Genomic DNA, 24,203 nt, shown 5'->3' with positions numbered 1-24,203 from the left:
AAAATCATCATTTCACGAAAGGATGCAAGATGAAAATTACGCAAGAAGAGGTAACACACGTTGCCAATCTTTCAAAATTAAGATTCTCTGAAGAAGAAACTGCTGCCTTTGCGACAACCTTGTCTAAGATTGTTGACATGGTTGAATTGCTGGGCGAAGTCGACACAACTGGTGTCGCACCTACTACGACCATGGCTGACCGCAAGACCGTACTCCGCCCTGATGTAGCCGAAGAAGGAACAGACCGTGACCGCTTGTTTAAAAATGTACCTGAAAAAGACAACTATTATATCAAGGTACCAGCTATCCTAGATGATGGAGGAGATGCCTAATGACTTTTAATAACAAAACTATTGAAGACTTGCACAACCTCCTTGTCTCTAAGGAAATTTCTGCAACTGAATTGACACAAGCCACGCTAGAAGATATCAAGTCTCGCGAGACAACTATCAACGCTTTTGTCACTATCGCAGAAGAGCAAGCCCTTGCACAAGCTAAAGCTATTGATGAAGCTGGAATTGACGCGGATAATGTCCTTTCAGGAATTCCACTGGCTGTTAAGGATAATATCTCTACAGACGGTATCCTCACAACTGCAGCCTCAAAAATGCTTTACAACTACGAGCCTATCTTTGATGCGACAGCCGTTGCCAATGCCAAAGCCAAGGGCATGATTGTCGTTGGGAAAACCAACATGGACGAGTTTGCCATGGGTGGTTCTGGTGAGACTTCACACTATGGTGCCACTAAAAATGCTTGGGACCATAGCAAGGTTCCTGGTGGATCATCAAGTGGTTCTGCGGCTTCTGTAGCTTCAGGACAAGTTCGTTTGTCACTTGGTTCTGATACTGGTGGTTCTATCCGCCAACCTGCTGCCTTCAACGGGATTGTTGGTCTCAAACCAACCTACGGAACAGTTTCACGTTTCGGTCTCATTGCCTTCGGTAGCTCATTAGACCAGATTGGACCTTTTGCACCAACTGTTAAGGAAAATGCCCTCTTGCTCAACGCTATTGCCAGCGAAGATGCCAAAGACTCGACTTCTGCTCCTGTCCGCATTGCCGACTTTACTTCAAAAATCGGGCATGATATCAAGGGCATGAAAATAGCTTTGCCTAAGGAATATCTCGGTGAAGGGATTGACCCAGAGGTTAAGGAAGCCATTCTGAATGCCGCTAAACACTTTGAAAAACTTGGTGCCATCGTCGAAGAAGTCAGCCTTCCTCACTCTAAATACGGTGTTGCCGTTTACTATATTATCGCTTCATCAGAAGCTTCATCAAACTTGCAACGTTTTGACGGTATCCGTTACGGCTACCGCGCAGAGGATGCGACTAATCTTGATGAAATCTATGTAAACAGCCGTAGTCAAGGTTTCGGTGAAGAGGTGAAACGCCGTATCATGCTGGGTACCTTTAGCCTTTCATCAGGTTACTATGATGCCTACTATAAAAAAGCTGGACAAGTCCGTACCCTCATCATCCAAGATTTCGAAAAAGTCTTTGCGGATTACGATTTGATTTTGGGACCAACAGCTCCAAGTGTTGCCTATGACTTGGACTCACTCAACCATGACCCCGTTGCTATGTACTTAGCTGACCTTTTGACCATCCCAGTCAACTTGGCTGGTCTCCCAGGAATTTCAATTCCTGCTGGATTTGCTCAAGGTCTACCTGTTGGTCTCCAATTGATCGGTCCTAAATACTCAGAAGAAACTATTTACCAAGTTGCTGCTGCTTTTGAAGCGACAACAGACTACCACAAACAACAACCCGTGATTTTTGGAGGTGATAACTAATGAACTTTGAAACAGTCATTGGACTTGAAGTCCACGTAGAGCTCAACACCAATTCAAAAATCTTCTCACCAACTTCTGCCCACTTCGGAAATGACCAAAACGCCAACACCAACGTGATTGACTGGTCTTTCCCAGGAGTTCTGCCAGTTCTCAATAAAGGTGTTGTCGATGCCGGTATCAAGGCAGCTCTTGCCCTCAACATGGACATCCACAAGCACATGCACTTTGACCGCAAGAACTACTTCTATCCTGATAATCCAAAAGCCTACCAAATTTCTCAGTTTGATGAGCCAATCGGCTACAACGGCTGGATTGAAGTGGAGCTAGAAGACGGTACGACCAAGAAAATCGGTATTGAACGCGCCCACCTAGAAGAAGACGCTGGTAAAAACACCCACGGTACAGATGGCTACTCTTATGTTGACCTCAACCGCCAAGGGGTACCATTGATTGAGATTGTATCTGAAGCCGACATGCGTTCTCCTGAAGAAGCCTATGCTTATCTGACTGCCCTCAAGGAAGTTATCCAGTACGCTGGCATTTCTGACGTTAAGATGGAGGAAGGTTCTATGCGTGTGGATGCCAACATCTCCCTTCGTCCTTATGGTCAAGAGAAATTCGGTACCAAGACTGAGTTGAAGAACTTGAATTCCTTCTCAAATGTTCGCAAGGGTCTTGAATACGAAGTCCAACGTCAAGCCGAAATCCTTCGCTCAGGTGGTCAAATTCGCCAAGAAACACGCCGTTACGACGAAGCTAACAAAGCAACCATCCTCATGCGTGTCAAGGAAGGGGCTGCAGACTACCGCTACTTCCCAGAACCAGACCTACCCCTCTTTGAAATCTCTGATGAGTGGATCGAAGAAATGCGGACAGAGTTGCCAGAGTTTCCCAAAGAACGCCGTGCTCGCTACGTTGCTAACCTTGGCTTGTCAGACTACGATGCTAGTCAGTTGACTGCCAACAAAGTTACTTCTGACTTCTTTGAAAAAGCTGTTGCTCTCGGTGGTGATGCTAAACAAGTCTCTAACTGGCTCCAAGGGGAAGTTGCTCAATTCTTGAATGCTGAAGGCAAGACACTGGAACAAATCGAATTGACACCAGAAAACTTGGTAGAAATGATTGCCATCATCGAAGACGGCACGATCTCTTCTAAGATTGCCAAGAAAGTCTTTGTCCACCTAGCTAAAAATGGCGGTGGCGCGCGTGAATACGTGGAAAAAGCAGGCTTGGTGCAAATCTCTGATCCAGATGTTCTGATTCCAATTATCCACCAAGTCTTTGCGGATAACGAAGCTGCTGTTGCCGACTTCAAGTCAGGCAAACGCAACGCAGACAAGGCCTTCACAGGATTCCTTATGAAAGCAACCAAAGGTCAAGCCAACCCACAAGTTGCCCTTAAACTGCTTGCACAAGAATTGGCGAAGTTGAAAGAGAACTAGACAGAAAAAACCAGCCCTAAGGTTGGTTTTTTCTTCTCTACCAACTCCCAATAACTATTTTGGCTTTATTTCCAGAGTATTTTATGGTAAAATGAAGAGTAATAATATTTATTAAAGAGGTAAAAACATGATTGAAGCAAGTAAATTAAAGGCTGGTATGACCTTTGAAACAGCTGACGGAAAATTGATCCGCGTTTTGGAAGCTAGCCACCACAAACCAGGTAAAGGAAACACCATCATGCGTATGAAATTGCGCGATGTCCGTACTGGTTCTACATTTGACACAAGCTACCGTCCAGAGGAAAAATTTGAACAAGCCATCATCGAGACTGTTCCAGCTCAATACTTGTACAAAATGGATGACACTGCTTACTTCATGAATACAGAAACTTACGACCAATACGAAATCCCTGTAGTCAACGTTGAAAACGAATTACTTTACATCCTTGAAAACTCAGATGTGAAGATCCAATTCTACGGAACTGAAGTGATCGGTGTAACTGTACCAACTACTGTCGAATTGACAGTTGCAGAAACTCAACCATCTATCAAAGGTGCTACTGTTACAGGTTCTGGTAAACCAGCAACTATGGAAACTGGACTTGTCGTAAACGTTCCAGACTTCATCGAAGCAGGACAAAAACTCGTTATCAACACTGCAGAAGGAACTTACGTTTCTCGTGCCTAATCTCTAGAAAGAGGTCATTCTATGGGAATTGAAGAACAACTTGGCGAAATCGTTATCGCCCCACGTGTACTTGAAAAAATCATTGCTATTGCTACTGCAAAAGTAGAGGGTGTTCACTCTTTTTCAAACAAATCAGTATCTGACACCCTTTCAAAACTTTCTCTTGGCCGTGGTGTTTATCTAAAAAACGTGGACGAAGAACTCACAGCTGATATCTATCTCTACCTTGAGTACGGAGTAAAAGTTCCTAAGGTAGCTGTTGCTATCCAGAAAGCTGTCAAAGATGCCGTCCGCAATATGGCTGATGTAGAACTCGCTGCTATCAATATCCACGTTGCAGGTATCGTCCCAGATAAAACACCAAAACCAGAATTGAAAGATCTATTTGACGAGGACTTCCTCAATGACTAGTCCACTATTAGAATCTAGACGCCAACTCCGTAAATGCGCTTTTCAAGCTCTCATGAGCCTTGAATTCGGTACGGATGTCGAAACTGCTTGTCGTTTCGCCTATACTCATGATCGTGAAGATACGGATGTACAACTTCCAGCCTTTTTGACAGACCTCGTTTCTGGTGTTCAAGCTAAAAAGGAAGAACTAGACAAGCAAATCACTCAGCATTTAAAAGCAGGTTGGACTATTGAACGTTTAACGCTCGTGGAGAGAAACCTCCTTCGCTTAGGAGTCTTTGAAATCACTTCATTTGACACTCCTCAGCTGGTTGCTGTTAATGAAGCTATCGAGCTTGCAAAGGACTTCTCAGATCAAAAATCTGCTCGTTTTATCAATGGACTGCTCAGCCAGTTTGTAACAGAAGAACAGTAAAAAGAAAAAGTGTTTGACAAATATCAAACACTTTTTCTTTGCCTCCCACTATCTAAAAAAATGATAATAGATATAATTGTAAACAAAAATCCAGATAGGTTTTGCATGATTGAGAAAGTTAAAAAAACTATGGCAGAGAATCGTTAATCTCAGATTGTCGGTAGAACGATAAACAAGAGCGAAAAAGAGACCAATCAGACTATAATATGATAAACTAATTGGGTCTCTGTGAGATAGTATCAAATGACTAAGTCCAAAGATAAGGCCTGATAAGATGACATCTAAATAGTACTTTGACTTAGAAAAGAAGGTGTTCATAAAATACCCTCTATCAAGAGTCTCCTCAAAAACGGGCCCGATGATTACAGGCAAGACAAAAGATAAGATAGACGATAAAAAGGTTGGTTGTCCATTTGAAAGAACCACGGTAAAATACTCATCATGAATATTCCTATGATTAATCAAATGAGCATAGCGTGCCCAAAAATTACCGAGAATCTGATAAACCACATAAGTTGCAAATAAGTAGAAGACAAATGACCAGTTCCAGCTCTTTTTCTCAAAGATAAAGAGCATCTTTTTCTTTTTTAACCACCAAATTAATAGAAGGAAACTTCCCACTAATCCCATTGTTAAAATAAGAGAATAGACATCAGCGCCTAACCCTAAAATGATCGTCACATACAATCCAATTGTTTGTGGTAAATAGGTAGATAGTAAAATAATAAGCAAAAATATTCCAAATTGTCTTAGTTTCTTTGTGTTTCTCATCGTACTTTTTTTGAAAGATTATCCTGCTCGGAAACCGTACTTCCAAGCATCTCTATAAGAATTAAGTGCCCCTTGCCCCATATAGGGAGCAAATTCTCTATAATATAACCATCTACTATATCCATCTTCCCAAACAGCAAGACCACCTGAAGTTTGCTCCAAGTCCTCAGTTGAAAGAACTGTAAATGTATTTGTACCTGTCATTGCAAGTACCTTCTTAAAATAGATTGTTGTAGGCTCACATTTATAGTATATTTCTTTTTTTGTCTATTTTATAGTCTATCTCCTCAACTGTCAATTTTTCAACCTGAATGGTACGACTATCAATAACATAAGAAAGCCTCTCTCAATCTTACTATCAAATTAGAAAAAGTGTTTGACAGCTATCAAACACTTTTTTCTTTGCCTTCCACTATCTAAAAAAGTGGTAATAGATAAAATTATAAACAAAAATCCAGATGAGCTTTGCATAAATAAGAAAGTTGAAAAAACTATGGCACAGGATAGTAATTTTTAAGTTCTTTGTCCAACGGTAGACAAGGGCATAGAAGAGACCGCCTAAACTATAAATAATCAAACTGATAGGATCTCGGTGAGTTAGGATTAAATGACTAAGTCCAAAGATAAGAGCAGATAGGATAACATCCAGATAGTACTTGGACTGGGGAAAGAAGGTGTTCATAAAGTACCCTCTATAAATCAGTTCCTCCAATATAGGTCCGACGACTACTGTTAAACTAAAACTGAGAACAGTTGATAGAAAAGTTGGTTGCCCATTGGAATATAGGATCGAAAGAAGGTCTTGAAAGATATACTTATTATCAATTAGGTGATGAAACTGTAACTGAAAAGCATCCACCAATTGACGATCAAAATAAGTAGCCACTAGACCAACTACAAGGTAAAAGAATCTTAACTTCTTTGAACCCTTTTTTTCAAAAATATAGAGCATCTCTTTCTTTTTGAGCCAGTAGATAAATAATAGCAAAAGAGCTATTACTTCAACTGTTAAAAAGATAGAATAGCCATCTATCCCCCATCCTAAAAACTTAGTTAGATGCACAATCCCTAACTCTGGTAGATAAACCGATAAAAATACCAGTGATGTAGAGACTCCCAAATGCCCTAGTTTTTTCATTTTTATAAACTTCCTTAACTTCTTATTCCGCTATTTAACTTATTCACGTTATTTCGATTTCTAATTTCCTTTCAAATTTTAAAATCATTCAAACAGTACAAGCTTCTATATCTAGTATAAATCATTTTTGACCAGTGTGCCATCCATCTCCTCAACTGTTAATTTTTCGTCCTGAAATGTATAGTCTCTAGAAAAAAATGAGACCTTTCTAGTCTCATTTAGCCATTCTTAGTATTTTCTAAAGCGTTGGTAACGTTCTTCAATAAGTTGGTCGAGTGGTAATCCTTGTAACCTATCTAGTTCTGCACGCAATTCACTTTTAACACAAGCTAGCAGTTCTTTACTTGAGAAATCCTCTTCTAGAATTATCTTGTCTACAATTCCCATTTCTAGAAGTTCATGTGAAGTGATTTTCATCAATTCCGCTGCTTCCATAGCACGACTTCCATCCTTCCAAAGGATAGAGGCAAATCCTTCAGGGCTAAGTACGGCGTAGATTGAGTTTTCTAACATCCAGACACGGTTAGCTACGGCTAGAGCTAGGGCCCCACCAGATCCACCTTCACCGATAATAATCGCGATGATTGGAACCTTGAGGTCACTCATTTCCATCAGGTTTCGGGCAATTGCTTCACCTTGTCCACGTTCCTCGGCTCCAACACCTGGGTAAGCACCCGCCGTATTGATAAAGGTCACAACTGGACGGCCAAACTTTTCTGCCTGTTTCATCAGGCGAAGAGCCTTACGATAGCCTTCTGGATGAGGTTGCCCGAAATTTCGTTTGAGGTTGTCATGAAGACTTTTTCCCTTTTGGATACCAACGACAGTTACTGCCTGTTTACCTAACCAGCCAATTCCACCGATAACCGCACCATCATCGCGGAAAGAGCGATCTCCATGCAATTCGATAAACTCGTCAAAAATTTCATTGGCAAAATCAAGGGCTGTCAATCGACTCTGCTCGCGTGCCTCTCTGACTATTTTTGCAATATTCATCCGCGACTTCCTCCATGCAATCTCACTAATTTAGCAATTGTTTCTGGTAGTTCTCTACGTTTGACAATTGCATCAACAAATCCATGTTCAAGCAAAAATTCTGCTTTTTGGAAGTCATCCGGCAAGGTCTCACGAACTGTATTTTCGATAACACGACGACCTGCAAAACCAACCAAACTCTGGGGCTCTGCTAGGATAATGTCACCCTCCATAGCAAAAGAAGCAGTTACACCTCCTGTTGTCGGATCCGTCAAAATCGTCAGGTAAAAAAGTCCTGCCTTAGAATGGCGTTGAATCGCCGCAGAAATCTTAGCCATTTGCATCAAACTCATGATTCCCTCTTGCATGCGGGCTCCACCAGAAGCTGTGAAGAGTACGACTGGTAAGTTTTCTACTGTTGCATACTCAAACAAGCGCGTGATTTTTTCACCCACAACGGTTCCCATAGAAGCCATGATAAAGTTAGAATCCATGATCCCAAGGGCAACTTTTTGTCCCTTGATGCTAGCTGTACCAGTCAATACTGCTTCATCCAAACCTGTCTTTTCACGCATAGTAGCCAGTTTTTTCTGGTAGCCAGGAAAGTTTAATGGATCTTGAGTTTCAATACCCGTAAACATCTCCACAAAGCTGTCAGAATCAATCGTCAAATCCAAGCGTTCCTGAGCTGAAATGCGGAAAGTATAGCTACAATGGGGACAAATTCGTTCGCTCCCGAGATCCTTTTGGTAAATGGTGTGTTTACAACCAGGACACTGGGAGAAGAGTTCATCCGGAACCTCAGGCTTGGCTTGTGGTTTCTGCCTTACGGAACGGTTAGGATTGATCCGAATATACTTATCCTTTTTACTAAATAAAGCCATAACTCCCCCTTTTAGTTCTCATACTGTTTGAAAGTCTATTCTTTTTCTTGGTATTGTGGCAAGAAAGTTTCCATCAAGAAGGAAGTATCGTAGTCACCAGCGATAACTCGGCGGTCTGAAATCAGATCCAACTGGAAGTCTGCATTGGTTTGCACTCCTTCAATATCAAGTTCATAAAGTGCCCGTTGCATCTTCATTAAGGCATCAAAACGATTCTCCCCATGGACAATGATTTTAGCAATCATACTATCATAGTAAGGGGGAATGGTATAACCTGGATAAACTGCTGAGTCCACGCGCAAGCCAACTCCACCACTTGGTAGATAGAGATTGGTAATTTTCCCTGGGCTTGGAGCAAAGTTAAATGCTGGATTTTCTGCATTAATCCGGCACTCGATAGCATGACCTCGTAGGACGATATCTTCTTGTTTGAAAGGTAAGGGTTGCCCAGCCGCAATGCGAATCTGTTCCTTCACGATATCAACACCTGAAACAAACTCTGTGACTGGGTGTTCAACTTGCACACGAGTATTCATTTCCATGAAGTAGAAATTGCCACTGGCTTCATCGAGCAGAAATTCAATCGTCCCTGCATTTTCATAGCCTACAGACTCTGCTGCACGAACAGCTGCTGCACCAATTTCATGACGAAGGGTTTTGCCAATCGCAATGGATGGGCTTTCTTCTAAGACCTTTTGGTTATTACGTTGAAGTGAACAATCCCGTTCACCAAGATGGACAACATGACCCTCTTGGTCTGCAAGAATCTGAACTTCGATATGACGAGCTGGATAAATCACACGCTCAAGATACATTGCGCCATTTCCAAAATTGGCCTTGGCTTCACTGGATGCTGTTTCAAAGGCTGCGACCAAGTCTTCTGCCTTTTCAACCTTACGAATCCCTTTTCCACCACCACCTGCTGATGCCTTAAGCATAACTGGATAGCCAATTTTTTCTGCAACTGCAAGGGCCTCTTCAGCCGTATGAACTTCACCATCAGATCCTGGAATAACTGGAACCCCAGCCTTGATCATTTGCTCTCGCGCATTGATCTTATCACCCATGGTATCCATTACAGCGCCAGAAGGGCCGATAAACTTAATCCCCACTTCATCACACATCGTGGCAAACTTGGAGTTTTCGCTAAGAAAACCAAAACCTGGGTGGATGGCTTCTGCTTCTGTCAAGACTGCAGCAGACAAAATTGCATTGATATTGAGATAAGACTCTGTCGCCTTACCAGGTCCGATACAGATAGCTTCATCCGCTAGGAGTGTGTGAAGAGCTTCCTTATCAGCAGTTGAATAAACTGCTACGGTCGCAATGCCCAATTCACGCGCAGCTCGAATAATGCGAACCGCAATCTCACCACGGTTGGCAATCAAAATTTTACGAAACATGGAGAACCTCCTTAGTTTCCAATTGCAAAGGTAAGAGTACCACTCGCTGCAAGCTTACCATCTACTTCAGCCTTTGCTTCAACCACAGCAATTGTACCACGACGTTTAACAAAAGTAGCCGTCATGACTAATTGATCACCTGGTACAACTTGCTTCTTAAACTTGACCTTGTCCATGCCAGCGTAAAAGACCAGCTTTCCTTTGTTTTCAGGCTTGGACAATTCCAAGACACCAGCAGTCTGTGCCAAAGCTTCCATGATAAGAACACCTGGCATAACTGGATATTGAGGAAAATGACCATTAAAGAAAGGTTCGTTTATCGTGACATTTTTAATGGCAACAATAGTATCTTCACTCACTTCCAAGACACGGTCCACTAGGAGCATAGGGTAGCGATGGGGTAGAGCTTCTTTAATTCCTTGAATATCGATCATTTGATACGTACCAATCCTTTACCAAACTCAACCATTTCTTCATTTGAAACGAGAATTTCTGTTACCACGCCATCCTTAGGCGCAGGAATCTCATTCATGACTTTCATGGCTTCGATGATTACCAAAGTCTGGCCTTTCTTGACACTGTCACCAACCGTCACAAAGGTAGGTTTATCTGGTCCAGCAGCCAAGTAAGCCACCCCTACAAGTGGACTCTCAACGACATCACCCTCTGGAGCAACAGTCGATTCAGCTGGTGCTGGTGCTTCTGCTACTGGACTCTCTACTGGAGTCGAAGGAGCTGAAACCGCTGAACTAGCAACCACTGCAGCTGGCGCTGAAGGAACTGGAGCTGGTGCTTCAGAAACTATTCTTGCTTCATTCTTGCTGAACTGCAATTCATCCGTTCCGTTTTTATAAGAAAATTCTCTCAAACTTGATTGGTCGAATTGAGCCATCAAGTCCTTGATCTCATTTAAATTCATAATTATTTATTCTCCCAACGTTTGAAAGCAAGAACCGCGTTGTGTCCGCCAAAACCAAATGTATTTGAAATAGCATAAGGAATTTCTTGCTCCAAGCCTTGTCCATAAACGACATTCGCTTCGATATAGTCTGACAACTCGCTTGTTCCAGCTGTCATTGGTACATAGTTATGACGCATGGCTTCGATGGTAGCAATTGCTTCTACCGCTCCTGCAGCACCAAGCAAGTGTCCTGTAAAGGACTTGGTTGAAGATACAGGTACTTCTTTACCAAGGACAGCTACGATGGCACTGCTTTCTCCTTTTTCATTAGCAGGAGTTGAAGTTCCGTGGGCATTGACATAAGCCACTTGTTCTGGAGAAATCTCTGCCTCTTCCAAAGCTAATTTAATTGCCTTGATTGCACCCTGACCTTCTGGATGAGGTGAAGTCATATGATAAGCATCGCAGGTATTTCCATAACCAACTACTTCAGCCAAGATAGTCGCTCCACGTTTTTCAGCATGTTCAAGACTCTCAAGAACCAGCATTCCAGAACCTTCTCCCATCACAAAACCATTACGATCTTTGTCAAATGGGATAGAAGCACGAGTTGGATCTTCCGTAGTTGATAGGGCAGTCAACGCTTGGAAACCAGCAATAGCAAAAGGAGTGATAGATGATTCTGATCCACCAACTAACATAACATCTTGGAAACCAAACTTGATTGAACGGAAGGCATCGCCAATAGCATCATTTGATGAGGCACAGGCTGTATTGATTGATTTACAAACACCGTTTGCTCCAAAGCGCATGGCAACATTTCCCGAAGCCATATTTGGCAAGGCTTTTGGAAGTGTCAATGGCTTAACACGTTTTGGGCCTTTTTCATGAAGACGGATAACTTGGTCTTCGATTTCTTTAATTCCCCCAATACCTGAGGCAACGATGACACCAAAACGATCTTTATCAATTGCTTCTACATCAAGATTTGCATTTGTCACCGCTTCTTGAGCTGCGTACAAGGCATACAAAGAATAGTTATCAAAACGGTTGGTATCTTTTTTGACAAAGTATTTATCAAAGGGGAAATCTTGAACTTCTGCCGCATTGTGCACAGCAAATTCGCTGTGGTCAAACTTAGTGATTTCTCCAATTCCAATCTTCCCAGTTTGCAAACTGTTCCAAAATTCTTCTGGAGTATTTCCGATAGGAGAGGTCAATCCATAACCTGTTACTACAACTCGATTTAGTTTCATCTGTCTTACCTATATCTTTCCTTATTTTTTACATGCTAAGTCCGCCATCAACAGCGAGAACTTGTCCTGTCAAATAATCCTGTCCAGCCAGGAACACTGTAGCATCTGCGATATGTTCTGCTTGTCCAAAATGTTTCATTGGGATTTGTGCCAATGTCGCTTCCTTGACCTTATCAGACAAAACAGCAGTCATATCCGATTCGATCATCCCTGGGGCAAGAGCATTTACGCGTACATTGCGATTGGCAACTTCACGTGCTACTGACTTGGTAAAACCAATCAAACCTGCTTTAGAAGCTGCATAGTTGGCCTGCCCAATATTTCCCATCAAACCGACCACACTGGACATATTGATGATCGCACCTTCACGTGCCTTTATCATCTGTTTCAAGACTGCTTGCGTCATATTGAAGGCACCTGTCAAGTTGATTTTAATCACCTTTTCAAAGTCTTCTTCGGTCATCTTGAGCATAAGCGTATCTTGAGTGATCCCAGCATTGTTGACCAAGACATCGACAGAACCGAGTTCTGCAATTGCTTGATTTACCATACGCTTGGCATCTGCAAAGTCTGAAACATCACCTGAGATTGGTACCACTTTGACGCCGTAGTTTGAAAACTCAGCCAGCAATTCTTCTGAGATTGCTCCACGACTATTCAAGACTACATTCGCACCTAGTTTGGCAAATTTGTGAGCAATGGCAAGTCCGATACCACGACTTGAACCTGTAACAAAGATATTTTTATTTTTTAGTTGCATTCTATTCTCCTATTTCCTGTTGTATTTTCTGGGAGAAGGGGTCACTAGTTTCCTAGCAAAGCATCCAAGCTTGTTTGATCTTCAACGTTAGCTAGCTGAGCAGTTTTATCGATTTTTTTGACAAATCCTGATAGGACTTTTCCAGGGCCGATTTCAATAAAGTTGGTTACCCCAGCATCCTGCATCACAGCAATACTTTCATAAAAACGAACAGGTTCTTTTACCTGACGCGTCAAGAGCTCTTGGATTCGATCTTTTTCCATAACAGTAGCTTCCGTATTGCCGACTAGTGGGCAAGTAAAATCAGAGAAACTCACTCCCTCAAGAGCTCCAGCTAGTTTCTGACTGGCTGGCTCTAAAAGTGCTGTATGGAAAGGGCCAGATACATTTAAAGGAATCAATCGTTTTGCTCCTGCTTCCTGCAAGAGTTCAACTGCGCGGTCAACCGCAGCCACCTCGCCACCGATAACGATTTGGCTTGGGGTGTTGTAGTTGGCTGGAGTCACTACTCCAACTTTAGAGGCTGTTTCACAAGCTTCCTCAATCACTTCAACTGGAGTATTAAGAACGGCAACCATCTTTCCAGAGCCTGCTGGTGCAGCCTCTTCCATATAAGCACCACGCTTAGCAACCAAGGCAACTGCATCCTCAAAGTCCAAGGTACCACTTGCTACAAGAGCAGAATATTCCCCAAGAGATAGTCCTGCCACCATATCTGGCTGATAGCCTTTTTCTTTCAATAGTCGGTAAATAGCAACGGATGTAGCTAGAATAGCTGGTTGCGTGTAACGAGTCTGATTTAACTTTGCTTCATCATTGTCAATCAAGTCACGAAGGTCATACCCTAAGACTTGGCTAGCTTGGTCAATTGTTTCCTTGACGATAGGATAGCGATCATAAAGATCACGTCCCATCCCTAGATACTGAGCACCTTGGCCCGCAAATAGAAAGGCTGTTTTAGTCATTTCTTGTAACTCCTGCCCAACGAGCAGCTTCTTCTTGAATTTTTTCAGCTGCACCGTAGTAGATATCTTTTAAGATTTCTTCAACAGTTTCTTCTTTAGAAATCAAACCTGCAATCTGGCCTGCCATGACAGATCCGCCTTCTACATCTCCATGAACAACGGCTTTAGCAAGAGCACCAGCTCCCATTTGCTCAAAGATTTCTAAATCTGGATTTTCTTGTTTAAAGGCATCTTTTTCAGCCTGCTCAAAATCACGAGTCAACTGGTTTTTAATGGCACGAACTGCGTGGCCAAAATGTTGTGCTGAAATCGTTGTATCAATATCACGAGCTTTTAAAATTTTAGCTTTATAGTTTGGATGAGCATTAGACTCTTTGGCAACTACAAAACGAGTTCCTACTTGAACAGCTTCTGCGCCAAGCATAAACCCAGCCGCTGCCCCCTCACCATCTGCAATACCACCGGCAGCAATAACTGGAATTGAAACAGCTGCAGCAACTTGGCGAACCAAGGTCATAGTTGTTAATTTCCCAATATGCCCACCAGCTTCCATACCTTCTGCAATGACGGCATCTGCACCAATTTTTTCCATGCGTTTTGCCAAAGCAACACTAGGAACAACAGGAATCACTGTAATTCCTGCATCATGGAAACGGTTCATGTATTTACTTGGATTTCCAGCACCAGTTGTAACTACCTTAACTCCTTCTTCAATCACGAGATCAACGATGTCTTCTACAAAAGGTGACAAGAGCATGATGTTGACACCAAAAGGTTTATCCGTAAGTGATTTGATTTTATCGATATTAGCCTTTACGACCTCTTTCGGTGCATTCCCACCACCGATGATCCCTAGACCACCAGCTTTTGATACTGCACCAGCCAAGTCACCATCCGCAACCCAGGCCATTCCTCCTTGAAAAATAGGATAATCAATGTTCAATAATTCTGTAATACGTGTTTTCATAGTGCCTCCATCATTCCTTGCTTACGTAATAGTTCGATAAGTTTATCATTTGAGTTTCAAACTATTACCTAAACAAGAGGGAGTGGGTTTCCCCTACTCCTTCTAGTAATATGTTAATTATTTTGTTTGCTCTTCAACGTAGGCAACCAAGTCACCAACTGTTTTCAAGTTATCTTCTGCTTCGATTTGGATATCAAAAGCATCTTCGATTTCAGAGATTACTTGGAACAAGTCCAATGAATCTGCATCCAAATCATCAAAAGTAGATTCAAGTGTTACTTCTGATGCGTCTTTCCCAAGTTCTTCAACGATAATTTCTTGTACTTTTTCAAATACTGCCATGATAGGACTCCTTTAAAATATAAAATTTTATAACTATGTGTTTACCACATGATTACCTAGATTGTAAGAATGAGTGTGCCCCATGTCAAACCTCCGCCGAAGCCTGATAGGAGAATCGTCTGGCTACCATCTAAATGAATCCTGCCATTCTCCACACACTCTGAGAGCAAAATCGGGATGCTTGCAGCACTGGTATTTCCATACTCCATCATATTGGCAGGAAGCTTGTCTCGGTCTACACCGATTTTCTTAGCCATCTTATCCAAAATACGGATATTTGCCTGATGAAGCAAGAGATAATCCAATTCCGATGCTGCGATTGGACCATTTTCAATGGTCTCTTTGATTGATTTAGCAACATCTCGATTTGCAAAATCGAAAACTGCTCGTCCATCCATCTTCAAAAAAGCAGGAACTGCTTCTTGTTCTGAGAAGGGCGAAGTTAAAGCCGTTTGACCATAAGTCAAACACTCGCTCCGAGAGCCATCTGTATAGAGACTTTCAACGAGGAAGTGTCGTGTTTCACTCGCTTCCAAGAGAACCCCACCAGCACCATCTCCAAAGAGAACAGCTGTCGAACGATCAGACCAATCAACTGCCTTGGATAAGGTCTCAGCCCCGATAACAATTCCTTTCTTGAACTGTCCAGAGCTTAAAAACTTTTCAGCTATTGAGAGAGCGAATACAAAGCCACTGCAAGCTGCTGTCAAATCAAAGGCGAAAGCTCTATGAGCTCCGATATTTGCCTGAACCCGAGCCGCCGTAGAAGGCATCATCGAGTCGGGAGTAATCGTCGCTACAATGATAAAATCAATCTGATCTGCTGTTAAGCTCCCTTTAGCCAGCAAGCTCTTAGCAACTTCTGTCGCCAAGTCACTTGTAGACTCTGATTTTGAGATATGTCTCTGTTTAATTCCTGTCCGACTTGAAATCCACTCATCGCTTGTGTCCATGATTTGGGCTAAGTCATGATTAGTGACCACATGCTCTGGAACATAATGAGCAACCTGGCTTATTTTAGCAAAGGCCATTATTTCAAATCCTCCAAAAATTGATAAAGGTTCGTCAAGCCTCTGCCCATGACTTTCTTTTCCTCAGGACTCATGCCATCAATAATTCTTTCGACCATGGCCTTGTGGAATCGCTTATGAAGGCGGTGAACCAAACGACCTTTCTTTGTCAAATGCAGATAGACCACGCGACGGTCTTGGTCAGAACGAATACGCTCAATATAACCTTTTCTCTCCAGGTTATTCAAACTCGTCGTCACTGTCCCAAGAGTTACCATCAGTTCTTTTGAAACCTTACTAGGCGTCGCCTCAGGGAACTTTCCAATCACATCGATCGTGTGCATTTCTTTGATGGAGATGTCTTTGAATCGACTACCTCGTAAGCTAACCTCCTCAATCACAAGGACGTTATTGAAAATAGATGTTAAATAATCATTTACTTGTTGGTAGTCCAAACTTTTTCCCTCCTCTTCAAAAAACTTTCACAATCAAAACATTTGATAGAAAAAGTATAACAAACTTCAAAGATTTGTGCAAGTATTTTTTTATTTTCCTGAAAATTTTGGTCTTCTTCTTTCAGAATGTGCTCGAACCCCTTCTTTAAAATCTTCAGTTAAAGATAAAGATTCCTGCAGTTTCAATTCCAATTCGGCATAATCTTGCCAATCTTTAAATTGACTTTCCCAAACTAACTTTTTAATCGCTGCGTATGAGTTTGCTGAACCTCGTCTTAATTTTTTCAGAACTTGTTCTCTTGTTTTTTCTAATTTATCAGCTTCACAAACACGGTAAACCACGCCCCATTCTAGCGCTTTTTCCGCAGTTAAGGCTTCTCCTGTCATGGCAAGTTGTGCAGCCCGTGTTACCCCGATGCTACGACTCAAGAGATGAATCCCACCAGCGTCTGGCGCCAAGCCAACTCCAACAAAAGCTTGAATGAATTTTGCCTTATCAGTCGCCAAGCAAAAATCAACTGCTACTGCCATATTTGCCGCAGCACCTGCAACCGCTCCATCAACCTCCATCAAAACAGGTTTAGGAATTTGCTTGATTTTGAAAGAAATTGTATTGACTAATTCTGCAATCTTATTCAAAGATGGGATATCATCTTCATCCACTGCTCGTTTCATCTCAACTAAATCTCCCCCAACTGAAAAGACCTTGCCATTCGCATTTATCAAGATGAACTGAACAGCTTGATCCTGCTCTGCTAGGGTCAAAGCTTCTAAAATCTCCTCACACATTGGGATATGGAAACCATTTGCCACTTCGGGACGATTCAAAGTAATAATAGCAAGATCATCTACGATTTGATATAAGATATGATTCATAGCTTCTCCTTTTCTTTTGTAAGATAATGAAATTATTTTATTTTCAAAGTATACCTTTTTTTAGATAAAGAGGCAAGGAAAAACTAAAGGAAAGTGTCTCAGCTGATTATTTCACTTTCGTTCATGAATGTGAGTGAAAGTTGACCACTTATTTTTAAACTGTTGTATCTTTTCAGAATAAGTTAGCATTTACTTCTATTACAATAGGGAGCTATTTTCTTCATTGAAAAATGCCCCTCTTTCTGCTATAATCGTATAAAATACTTACTCGAGGAGTCCCTATGAAGGTTGTAAAATTTGGTGGAAGTTCGCTTGCCTCTGCTGGTCAGTTAGAAAAAGTTTTAAACATCGTTAAAAGTGATAAGGAACGCCATTTTGTAGTCGTTTCTGCACCCGGAAAACGCAATGCTGAAGATACCAAGGTAACTGATGCCTTGATCAAATACTATCGCGACTATGTGGCTGGAAATGACATCAGTGCTAGCCAAAGCTGGATCATTGACCGTTATGCGGCAATGGTGAGTGAACTAGGGTTAAAACCTGCTGTTTTAGAAAAAATCTCTAAAAGTATTCGGGCCTTGGCAACTCTTCCTATAGAGGACAATGAATTTCTCTATGATACCTTCCTAGCGGCTGGAGAAAATAACAATGCCAAACTCATTGCAGCCTACTTTAACCAAAACGGCATTGATGCACGCTATGTTCACCCAAGAGAAGCTGGAATCGTTGTCACAAGTGAACCAGGAAACGCACGTATCATTCCATCTAGTTATGACAAGATTGAAGGCTTGGCTGATAGCAACGAAGTCCTTGTCATCCCTGGTTTCTTTGGTGTGACTAAGGAAAATCAAATCTGTACTTTTTCACGTGGAGGTTCAGATATCACAGGTTCTATCATTGCAGCAGGTGTTAAGGCTGATCTCTATGAAAACTTTACAGACGTAGACGGTATCTTTGCTGCCCACCCTGGTATTATTCATCAACCCCACTCCATTCCTGAATTAACCTACCGTGAAATGCGTGAATTGGCTTACGCTGGATTTTCTGTCCTTCATGATGAAGCCCTTCTACCTGCCTACCGCGGAAAAATCCCTCTTGTCATCAAGAATACCAACAATCCTGATCATCCAGGAACTCGTATCGTTCTGAAACACAGTAGCGATAAATTCCCAGTCGTTGGAATCGCTGGTGATTCTGGATTCGTCAGCATCAACATGTCAAAATACCTCATGAACCGCGAGGTTGGATTCGGTCGTAAGATTCTGCAAATTCTTGAGGACCTCAATATCGGTTGGGAACACATGCCTACAGGTATCGACGATCTTTCAATCATCCTTCGTTCCCGTGAATTGACTCCTATCAAGGAAGAAGAAATTCTGCGTCAGTTAGTTCAAAAAGCCGAAGTGGACCATGCTGAAATCGAACATGACCTTTCCATCATTATGATTGTCGGAGAAAAGATGAAGAGCCATATCGGGGTAACTGCTACTGCAACACGCGCTCTATCTGAAAACAAAATCAACATCCAGATGATGTCCCAAGGCTCAAGTGAAGTTTCCATCATGTTTGTTGTCAATAAAGAGCAAGAAAAGGCAGCTATCAAGGCTCTCTACCACGCCTTTTTCGATGAAAGTAAGGAAGATTAATCATGGCCCAATCACTCAATAAAGTCATTGACCTACAAACCACTGGAACATCCTATCTTTCCATCTCTGGAAAAGTCGGAAAATTTCTAGTTGGGGATCAAGCCTTAGAGTTTTATCCTGATGTCAATGTCGAACAATATATCCAAATTCCCTGGTCCAGCATTCAACAAATCGGAGCCAACGTAACTGGTCGCAAAATCAGCCGCCACTTCGAAGTCTTTACTGATCAAGGAAAATTCCTCTTTGCTTCAAAAGACTCAGGTGCCATTCTTAAAATTGCTCGCGAAAAACTGGGCAATGGCAAGGTTGTCAAGCTTCCGACTTTGCTTCAGACCATTGGTCAAAAATTTAAAAATCTATTTGCAAAAAAGTAGAAACTTTAGTATAATCATAGCAACGGATAAGTAGGTTATCTTCTTCTTTCAGAAAGTCTGCGGGTGCTGCGAGCAGATAGGAGGGGTAGGTGAAATTCTACCGTTAGTAACAATTACATACACAATCAAGTGCACACCTGTGAAGTTGGATGGAACCGTGGCCCTGCCACTCCAACGCTTTGTCAGGTGTGTTTTCTTCATAAAGGAGTTCTTATGTTAGATATTAAACGTATTCGTACAGACTTTGATGCTGTCGCAGAAAAATTGGCTACACGTGGTGTAGATGCTGCTATCTTAAATGAGATGAAAGAAATCGATGCTAAACGTCGTGACATCTTAGTCAAGGTTGAAAACCTCAAAGCAGAACGTAACACAGTTTCAGCTGAGATTGCCCAAGCCAAGCGAAACAAGGAAAATGCCGATGACAAGATTGCTGCAATGCAAACCCTATCTGCTGAAGTCAAAGCATTGGATGCTGAATTGGCGGACATTGATGCTAAATTGACAGAATTTACCACTACTCTTCCAAACATCCCTGCTGACAGTGTTCCTGTTGGGGCTGATGAAGATGACAATGTGGAAGTTCGCCGTTGGGGGACTCCACGCGAGTTTGACTTTGAACCAAAAGCTCACTGGGATCTTGGTGAAGATCTTGATATCCTTGACTGGGAACGTGGAGCAAAAGTTACTGGTGCTCGCTTCCTCTTCTATAAAGGGCTTGGTGCTCGTTTGGAACGTGCTATCTACAACTTTATGTTGGATGAACATGGAAAAGAGGGCTATACTGAAGTCATCACACCATACATGGTTAACCATGATTCTATGTTTGGTACTGGTCAATATCCAAAATTCAAGGAAGACACTTTTGAATTGAAAGACACTAATTATGTCCTTATTCCTACCGCTGAAGTGCCTTTGACAAACTACTATCGCGATGAAATCCTTGACGGAAAGGACCTACCAATCTACTTCACTGCTATGAGCCCATCATTCCGTTCTGAGGCTGGTTCTGCTGGTCGTGATACTCGTGGTTTAATTCGTCTACACCAATTTCACAAAGTTGAAATGGTCAAATTTGCCAAACCAGAAGAATCTTATGAAGAATTAGAAAAAATGACAGCCAACGCTGAAAATATTCTTCAAAAACTCAATCTTCCATACCGTGTCGTTGCCCTCTCTACTGGGGATATGGGCTTCTCAGCTGCCAAAACTTACGACTTGGAAGTTTGGATTCCAGCCCAAAATACCTACCGTGAAATCTCAAGCTGTTCAAATACAGAAGATTTCCAAGCCCGTCGTGCTCAAATCCGTTACCGAGATGAAGCCGATGGCAAGGTAAAACTCCTTCACACTTTGAACGGTTCTGGACTTGCAGTTGGACGTACAGTGGCTGCAATTCTTGAAAACTACCAAAACGCAGATGGTTCTGTGACCATCCCAGAAGTTCTTCGTCCATATATGGGTGGAGCTGAAGTGATTAAACCATAAAAAATAAGGCCTAGCTATTTCTAGCTAGACCTTTTTTCGTAACCAAATCAGATAAGCACCCAATACGAAGAATAAAATAGTTAGGCAAATAACAGTTTCAGCCAACACCAGATAATCCAGAAATGGAAGTTTCAAAATTCCCTGAGCCATCTTGAGCGAAGTAGCTGTGATAATGGTTGGAAAAGTGAGGGCTGAGAAGGCTGGTTGAAATCCTTGTTTTAAAATATTAGGCAAGCGAGTTAAAACAAAGAAAAAGAAGGACTGAGATGCCAAAATCATGACGATCAAGAGCCAAGTCGGTAGGCCTGCTCCTCCAACTCGAACTAGGGATGCCAGGAGTAGAGAAAAGGGAGCACAGTAGATTCCTTCCTGTCCAAGCAAGGCCACTGGGAGTGGATGTTTCTTTAAATCGCTATAAATAAGCGGATAGAGATAGAAGGTTAGGAGAAAACCAAAAGTCACTGTTAGGTAGGCAATCTGTATTAGACCAACGACTGGATAGGTCAAGGCAGCCACTGCTATCCCCACATAGAGCACCGTCCAGCTAGGAGTCGCATTGACCCTCCGACCAGGACAGGCAAATTTGATGGTAAAAGTAGCAATCAAAGCTAAATCCAAGAGAAATGAAAACCACCAGATCCCTTGTGCTACCAAAGGAAGAGCAGGGAATACGCGAAAGACATAGGTCGACAAAATCATCCCAGCCATGGGAAAGGTAGCCATCCCAGACAAAAGAGGGGACTTGGTCAATTCTTGCTTGGTTTCTCCCCAATTAAAAAGATGAAGAATCAGAAAGAAAAGCCACAAAACTAATCCAGTCAGACTCAATAAATGCGACAGAACTGGCCAAGTATCTGCAATCAGATTTCCTGCACCTGCTAGACCTAATAAACAGCCAGAAAATACCAAGGGGAGCTTTTTCATCCGATCCTCCAATAATCATGTTATTATTAGTATAGCATAAAAGCGCTTAAAATAGCATAGAAAAATGAAGACTGGATTGCTCAGTCTTCATTTTTTCTTTCTGATTCGAACTAGGCATAAGGTTGTAATTCTGGGTTAATAGGCGTATTGGCTAGGTTGTTTGCATAGTTACAAAGGCTAGCAAGACTAACACCGAGAACCACATCCAAGGCATTTTGTTGCGTGTAGCCAGCTTCCAAAAATTCAGCCAAGGCTTCATCTCCTACACGCCCTTTGGTATTGATAACCGCCAAGGTAAACTTAGCTAGAGTATCTAGTTTTGGGTCTGTCTCGATTGGAGTACGGTTACGGAGGGCTTGGAGAAGATCATCATTCATCTGGATTTGTTTGATTGAAAAGGCAGTATGGCCAGCCACGCAGAAAGCACAACCATTGGTTACGGCAGCTGTGATTTGCACCACTTCACGCTCAACTGGTGTTAAGCTATTGCGGCGGTTGATGGCTCCGACAGTTCGGTAGGCTTCAAGCGCCGTTGGAGCATTGGCCAAGAGACCGATTAGGTTGGGAATATAGCCATTGTTGTCTTTTTGTACTGTTTCAAGAACTTCTTTTACTTCTGCTGGTGCTGATTCTACTGTGTGGATGGTAAATGTTGTCATAAGAAACCTCTTTTCATTTTATTGTCATTTAGTCTATCATAGAATTTCCCCCTTGGATAATATATATTTTCAATCGCCTTGATAAGAAATGTCTATGAAATGAAAAAATCACACTAAAAGTGTGATTGGGTTAGTGTTTAAAATACTGTTTAGTCTCAGCAATGACGACTGGCGACAAGACTAAGAGGGCAATCAAGTTTGGTAGAGCCATCAAGGCATTGACAATGTCTGCGATAATCCATACCATATCCAACTCGATAAATCCTCCCAACAAGACCATGACTACAAAGACTACACGATAGAGCCAGATAAAACGAACACCGAAGAGGAACTCAAAACAGCGTTCCCCGTAGTAATTCCAGCCGAGAATTGTCGTAAAGGCAAAGAGAACCAAGAAGATTGTTAGGACAATTGAGCCAAAATCTGAAAAGACCATAGAAAATGCTGACTGGGTCAAGGCAACTCCATTCAATTCACCACTCCAAACCCCAGTTACCAAGATTGTTAAACCAGTCAAAGTACAGATAATCAAAGTATCAATAAAGGTTCCTGTCATGGAAATCAAGCCTTGCTCGACAGGTTCATTTGTCTTAGCTGCAGCCGCCGCAATGGGAGCAGAACCAAGGCCAGATTCGTTAGAGAAGACTCCTCGCGCCACACCATTTTGGATAGCCATCCGAATACTAGCACCTGCAAAACCACCTACCGCATCTACAGGGCTAAAAGCAGAGGTAAAGATTAGGGCAAGTGTGGCTGGGATTTTCTCAATATGAAAGAGAATAACTGTAAGAGTTCCTAGAATATAGACAATAGCCATAAATGGAACAACTGCTGTCGAAACTTTTGATATGGATTTGAGGCCACCAAAGACGGCAATTCCTACAAAAATAGATAAAATAAGAGCTGTGATAGCTGGATCAATTTGAGCTGTATTTTGGATAGATTCTGTAATTGAATTGACTTGGGTGAAGGTACCAATCCCTAGAAGGGCCACCAATACACCAGCTAGGGCAAAGAAGATTGCAAGGGGTCGCCACTTTTCTCCCATTCCCAAAAGAATGTAGTGCATGGGCCCTCCAGCTACAGCCCCATTTGCATCCTTGCTACGGTATTTGATAGCCAGCAGGCCTTCTGCATACTTGGTTGCCATCCCAAAGAAGGCTGCCATCCACATCCAAAAGAGAGCACCTGGCCCACCAACCTTAATGGCTGTCGCGACCCCGATGATATTTCCCGTACCAACGGTGGCTGCTAGAGCCGTACAGAGAGCTGCAAAGCTCGACACATCGCCATGTCCCTTGTCTTTGGTAAAGATCAACTGAAAGGCCTTTGGGAGACGAGCTATCTGCAAAAGGCCTAGTCGGATGGTCAAATAGATACCCGTTCCGACCAATAAGATCAAGAGGGGAGGCCCCCAAACGAAAGCATCAAGCGCTTTTAGCAATTCTAACATATCCTTCTCCTATCTTTCAACCCCAAAAGAAAGAGCACATGCAAGATACATGTACTCTGGAATGCTTAGATAAATGCCAAAAAGCGGTCTATCCTAGCTCTGTCCTTTTACCTGAGAGTTTGAGCAGTTGCCTGCCTTGCCCCTTCGGTGCCTTTACGGTCTCTCCAGAGTTCCGTCCATTTACAGTCATGGAAAATCAAAC

The 24,203-nt window shown here is 42.3% G+C and carries 28 protein-coding genes and 1 riboswitch; of the genes, 9 read left to right on the top strand and 19 right to left on the bottom strand.

The genetic code is table 11. The annotated features are described in order from the left end of the window. Positions 1–29: 29 nt before the first annotated feature. From gatC to nusB, 6 genes are all read left to right on the top strand, one after another. Complete coding sequence (gene gatC / locus FOA33_RS02050; RefSeq protein ID WP_000705419.1) at positions 30–332, top strand: Asp-tRNA(Asn)/Glu-tRNA(Gln) amidotransferase subunit GatC; 303 nt, start codon at positions 30–32, stop codon at positions 330–332. Continuing rightward, entirely contained in the window at positions 332–1,798 is a 1,467-nt protein-coding gene (gene gatA, locus FOA33_RS02045; protein WP_221160474.1) for an Asp-tRNA(Asn)/Glu-tRNA(Gln) amidotransferase subunit GatA, read from the top strand. The genes gatC and gatA overlap by 1 nt, the downstream gene beginning before the upstream one ends. Further along, a complete protein-coding gene (gatB, locus tag FOA33_RS02040) occupies positions 1,798–3,240 on the top strand; it encodes an Asp-tRNA(Asn)/Glu-tRNA(Gln) amidotransferase subunit GatB (RefSeq protein WP_221160473.1) in 1,443 nt (480 codons plus the stop codon). Before gatA ends, gatB begins: the two co-directional genes overlap by 1 nt. A gap of 127 nt (positions 3,241–3,367) precedes the next feature. Continuing rightward, the gene (gene efp, locus FOA33_RS02035) at positions 3,368–3,928 is read left to right on the top strand and encodes an elongation factor P (RefSeq protein WP_000568640.1); all 561 of its coding nucleotides are present in this window, start codon (positions 3,368–3,370) and stop codon (positions 3,926–3,928) included. A 21-nt stretch (positions 3,929–3,949) separates the two neighbouring features. Next, a complete protein-coding gene (locus tag FOA33_RS02030) occupies positions 3,950–4,339 on the top strand; it encodes an Asp23/Gls24 family envelope stress response protein (protein WP_000510584.1) in 390 nt (129 codons plus the stop codon). Beyond that, entirely contained in the window at positions 4,332–4,754 is a 423-nt protein-coding gene (gene nusB / locus FOA33_RS02025) for a transcription antitermination factor NusB (protein WP_000203656.1), read from the top strand. The genes FOA33_RS02030 and nusB overlap by 8 nt, the downstream gene beginning before the upstream one ends. 48 nt (positions 4,755–4,802) lie before the next feature. On the opposite strand, the gene FOA33_RS02020 is transcribed toward nusB, so the two are convergent. From FOA33_RS02020 to FOA33_RS01945, 16 genes are all read right to left on the bottom strand, one after another. Beyond that, positions 4,803–5,525 (bottom strand): CPBP family intramembrane glutamic endopeptidase, encoded by a 723-nt coding sequence (locus tag FOA33_RS02020; protein ID WP_221160472.1) that lies wholly within the window; start codon positions 5,523–5,525, stop codon positions 4,803–4,805. Positions 5,526–5,543: 18 nt separating this feature from the next. Beyond that, a complete protein-coding gene (gene briC / locus FOA33_RS02015; RefSeq protein ID WP_213988321.1) occupies positions 5,544–5,729 on the bottom strand; it encodes a biofilm-regulating peptide BriC in 186 nt (61 codons plus the stop codon). A gap of 208 nt (positions 5,730–5,937) precedes the next feature. Further along, entirely contained in the window at positions 5,938–6,663 is a 726-nt protein-coding gene (locus FOA33_RS02010) for a CPBP family intramembrane glutamic endopeptidase (protein ID WP_221160471.1), read from the bottom strand. A 228-nt stretch (positions 6,664–6,891) separates the two neighbouring features. After that, positions 6,892–7,659 carry an acetyl-CoA carboxylase carboxyl transferase subunit alpha gene (locus FOA33_RS02005; protein ID WP_221160470.1) on the bottom strand — a complete coding sequence of 256 codons (768 nt, stop codon included), beginning with the start codon at positions 7,657–7,659 and terminating at the stop codon, positions 6,892–6,894. Continuing rightward, positions 7,656–8,522, bottom strand: a complete 867-nt coding sequence (gene accD / locus FOA33_RS02000) for an acetyl-CoA carboxylase, carboxyltransferase subunit beta (RefSeq protein ID WP_221160469.1) — start codon at positions 8,520–8,522, stop codon at positions 7,656–7,658. Before accD ends, FOA33_RS02005 begins: the two co-directional genes overlap by 4 nt. Positions 8,523–8,557: 35 nt before the next feature. Further along, complete coding sequence (accC, locus tag FOA33_RS01995) at positions 8,558–9,925, bottom strand: acetyl-CoA carboxylase biotin carboxylase subunit (RefSeq protein WP_071851550.1); 1,368 nt, start codon at positions 9,923–9,925, stop codon at positions 8,558–8,560. An 11-nt stretch (positions 9,926–9,936) separates the two neighbouring features. Next, entirely contained in the window at positions 9,937–10,359 is a 423-nt protein-coding gene (gene fabZ / locus FOA33_RS01990; protein WP_000565515.1) for a 3-hydroxyacyl-ACP dehydratase FabZ, read from the bottom strand. After that, the gene (gene accB, locus FOA33_RS01985; protein ID WP_221160468.1) at positions 10,356–10,844 is read right to left on the bottom strand and encodes an acetyl-CoA carboxylase biotin carboxyl carrier protein; all 489 of its coding nucleotides are present in this window, start codon (positions 10,842–10,844) and stop codon (positions 10,356–10,358) included. The genes fabZ and accB overlap by 4 nt, the downstream gene beginning before the upstream one ends. Before the next feature lie 2 nt (positions 10,845–10,846). Further along, positions 10,847–12,082 (bottom strand): beta-ketoacyl-ACP synthase II, encoded by a 1,236-nt coding sequence (gene fabF, locus FOA33_RS01980; protein ID WP_057488697.1) that lies wholly within the window; start codon positions 12,080–12,082, stop codon positions 10,847–10,849. 28 nt (positions 12,083–12,110) lie between these two features. Continuing rightward, positions 12,111–12,842: a 3-oxoacyl-[acyl-carrier-protein] reductase gene (fabG, locus tag FOA33_RS01975; RefSeq protein WP_057488698.1), complete on the bottom strand. Its 732-nt coding sequence runs from the start codon at positions 12,840–12,842 to the stop codon at positions 12,111–12,113. Positions 12,843–12,886: 44 nt separating this feature from the next. Further along, positions 12,887–13,807: an ACP S-malonyltransferase gene (gene fabD / locus FOA33_RS01970; RefSeq protein ID WP_221160467.1), complete on the bottom strand. Its 921-nt coding sequence runs from the start codon at positions 13,805–13,807 to the stop codon at positions 12,887–12,889. After that, complete coding sequence (gene fabK / locus FOA33_RS01965) at positions 13,800–14,774, bottom strand: enoyl-[acyl-carrier-protein] reductase FabK (RefSeq protein ID WP_000857448.1); 975 nt, start codon at positions 14,772–14,774, stop codon at positions 13,800–13,802. The genes fabD and fabK overlap by 8 nt, the downstream gene beginning before the upstream one ends. Positions 14,775–14,891: 117 nt before the next feature. After that, a complete protein-coding gene (locus FOA33_RS01960; protein ID WP_000257840.1) occupies positions 14,892–15,116 on the bottom strand; it encodes an acyl carrier protein in 225 nt (74 codons plus the stop codon). 56 nt (positions 15,117–15,172) lie between these two features. Then, positions 15,173–16,147, bottom strand: a complete 975-nt coding sequence (locus FOA33_RS01955) for a beta-ketoacyl-ACP synthase III (RefSeq protein ID WP_221160466.1) — start codon at positions 16,145–16,147, stop codon at positions 15,173–15,175. Continuing rightward, positions 16,147–16,581 carry a fatty acid biosynthesis transcriptional regulator FabT gene (gene fabT, locus FOA33_RS01950; RefSeq protein WP_000386337.1) on the bottom strand — a complete coding sequence of 145 codons (435 nt, stop codon included), beginning with the start codon at positions 16,579–16,581 and terminating at the stop codon, positions 16,147–16,149. Before fabT ends, FOA33_RS01955 begins: the two co-directional genes overlap by 1 nt. Positions 16,582–16,671: 90 nt before the next feature. Continuing rightward, on the bottom strand, positions 16,672–17,457 hold the full coding sequence (locus tag FOA33_RS01945; RefSeq protein WP_084872548.1) for an enoyl-CoA hydratase: 786 nt from the start codon (positions 17,455–17,457) through the stop codon (positions 16,672–16,674). Between the two features lie 281 nt (positions 17,458–17,738). Here FOA33_RS01945 and FOA33_RS01940 point away from each other — a divergent pair, with 281 nt between their 5' ends. From FOA33_RS01940 to serS, 3 genes are all read left to right on the top strand, one after another. Continuing rightward, the gene (locus tag FOA33_RS01940; RefSeq protein WP_221160465.1) at positions 17,739–19,103 is read left to right on the top strand and encodes an aspartate kinase; all 1,365 of its coding nucleotides are present in this window, start codon (positions 17,739–17,741) and stop codon (positions 19,101–19,103) included. Positions 19,104–19,105: 2 nt separating this feature from the next. Beyond that, on the top strand, positions 19,106–19,477 hold the full coding sequence (locus tag FOA33_RS01935) for a DUF956 family protein (protein WP_221160464.1): 372 nt from the start codon (positions 19,106–19,108) through the stop codon (positions 19,475–19,477). 213 nt (positions 19,478–19,690) lie between these two features. Beyond that, positions 19,691–20,965 (top strand): serine--tRNA ligase, encoded by a 1,275-nt coding sequence (serS, locus tag FOA33_RS01930; protein ID WP_221160463.1) that lies wholly within the window; start codon positions 19,691–19,693, stop codon positions 20,963–20,965. Positions 20,966–20,989: 24 nt separating this feature from the next. Here the strand turns inward: serS and FOA33_RS01925 are convergent, their stop codons facing one another. From FOA33_RS01925 to FOA33_RS01915, 3 genes are all read right to left on the bottom strand, one after another. Continuing rightward, positions 20,990–21,889 (bottom strand): TDT family transporter, encoded by a 900-nt coding sequence (locus FOA33_RS01925; RefSeq protein WP_221160462.1) that lies wholly within the window; start codon positions 21,887–21,889, stop codon positions 20,990–20,992. Positions 21,890–21,999: 110 nt separating this feature from the next. After that, positions 22,000–22,548, bottom strand: coding sequence for a carboxymuconolactone decarboxylase family protein (locus tag FOA33_RS01920; RefSeq protein ID WP_000206774.1), 549 nt, complete (start codon positions 22,546–22,548; stop codon positions 22,000–22,002). Positions 22,549–22,678: 130 nt separating this feature from the next. After that, positions 22,679–24,001, bottom strand: a complete 1,323-nt coding sequence (locus FOA33_RS01915) for an alanine/glycine:cation symporter family protein (protein ID WP_221160461.1) — start codon at positions 23,999–24,001, stop codon at positions 22,679–22,681. 89 nt (positions 24,002–24,090) lie between these two features. Then, positions 24,091–24,179, bottom strand: a riboswitch (glycine riboswitch). Positions 24,180–24,203 lie beyond the last annotated feature (24 nt).

It is taken from the genome of Streptococcus cristatus, from assembly GCF_019685515.1.
Lineage (GTDB): Bacteria > Bacillota > Bacilli > Lactobacillales > Streptococcaceae > Streptococcus.
Note: the sequence above shows the minus strand (reverse complement) of the source record. Positions and strands in the feature narration are given on the sequence as shown.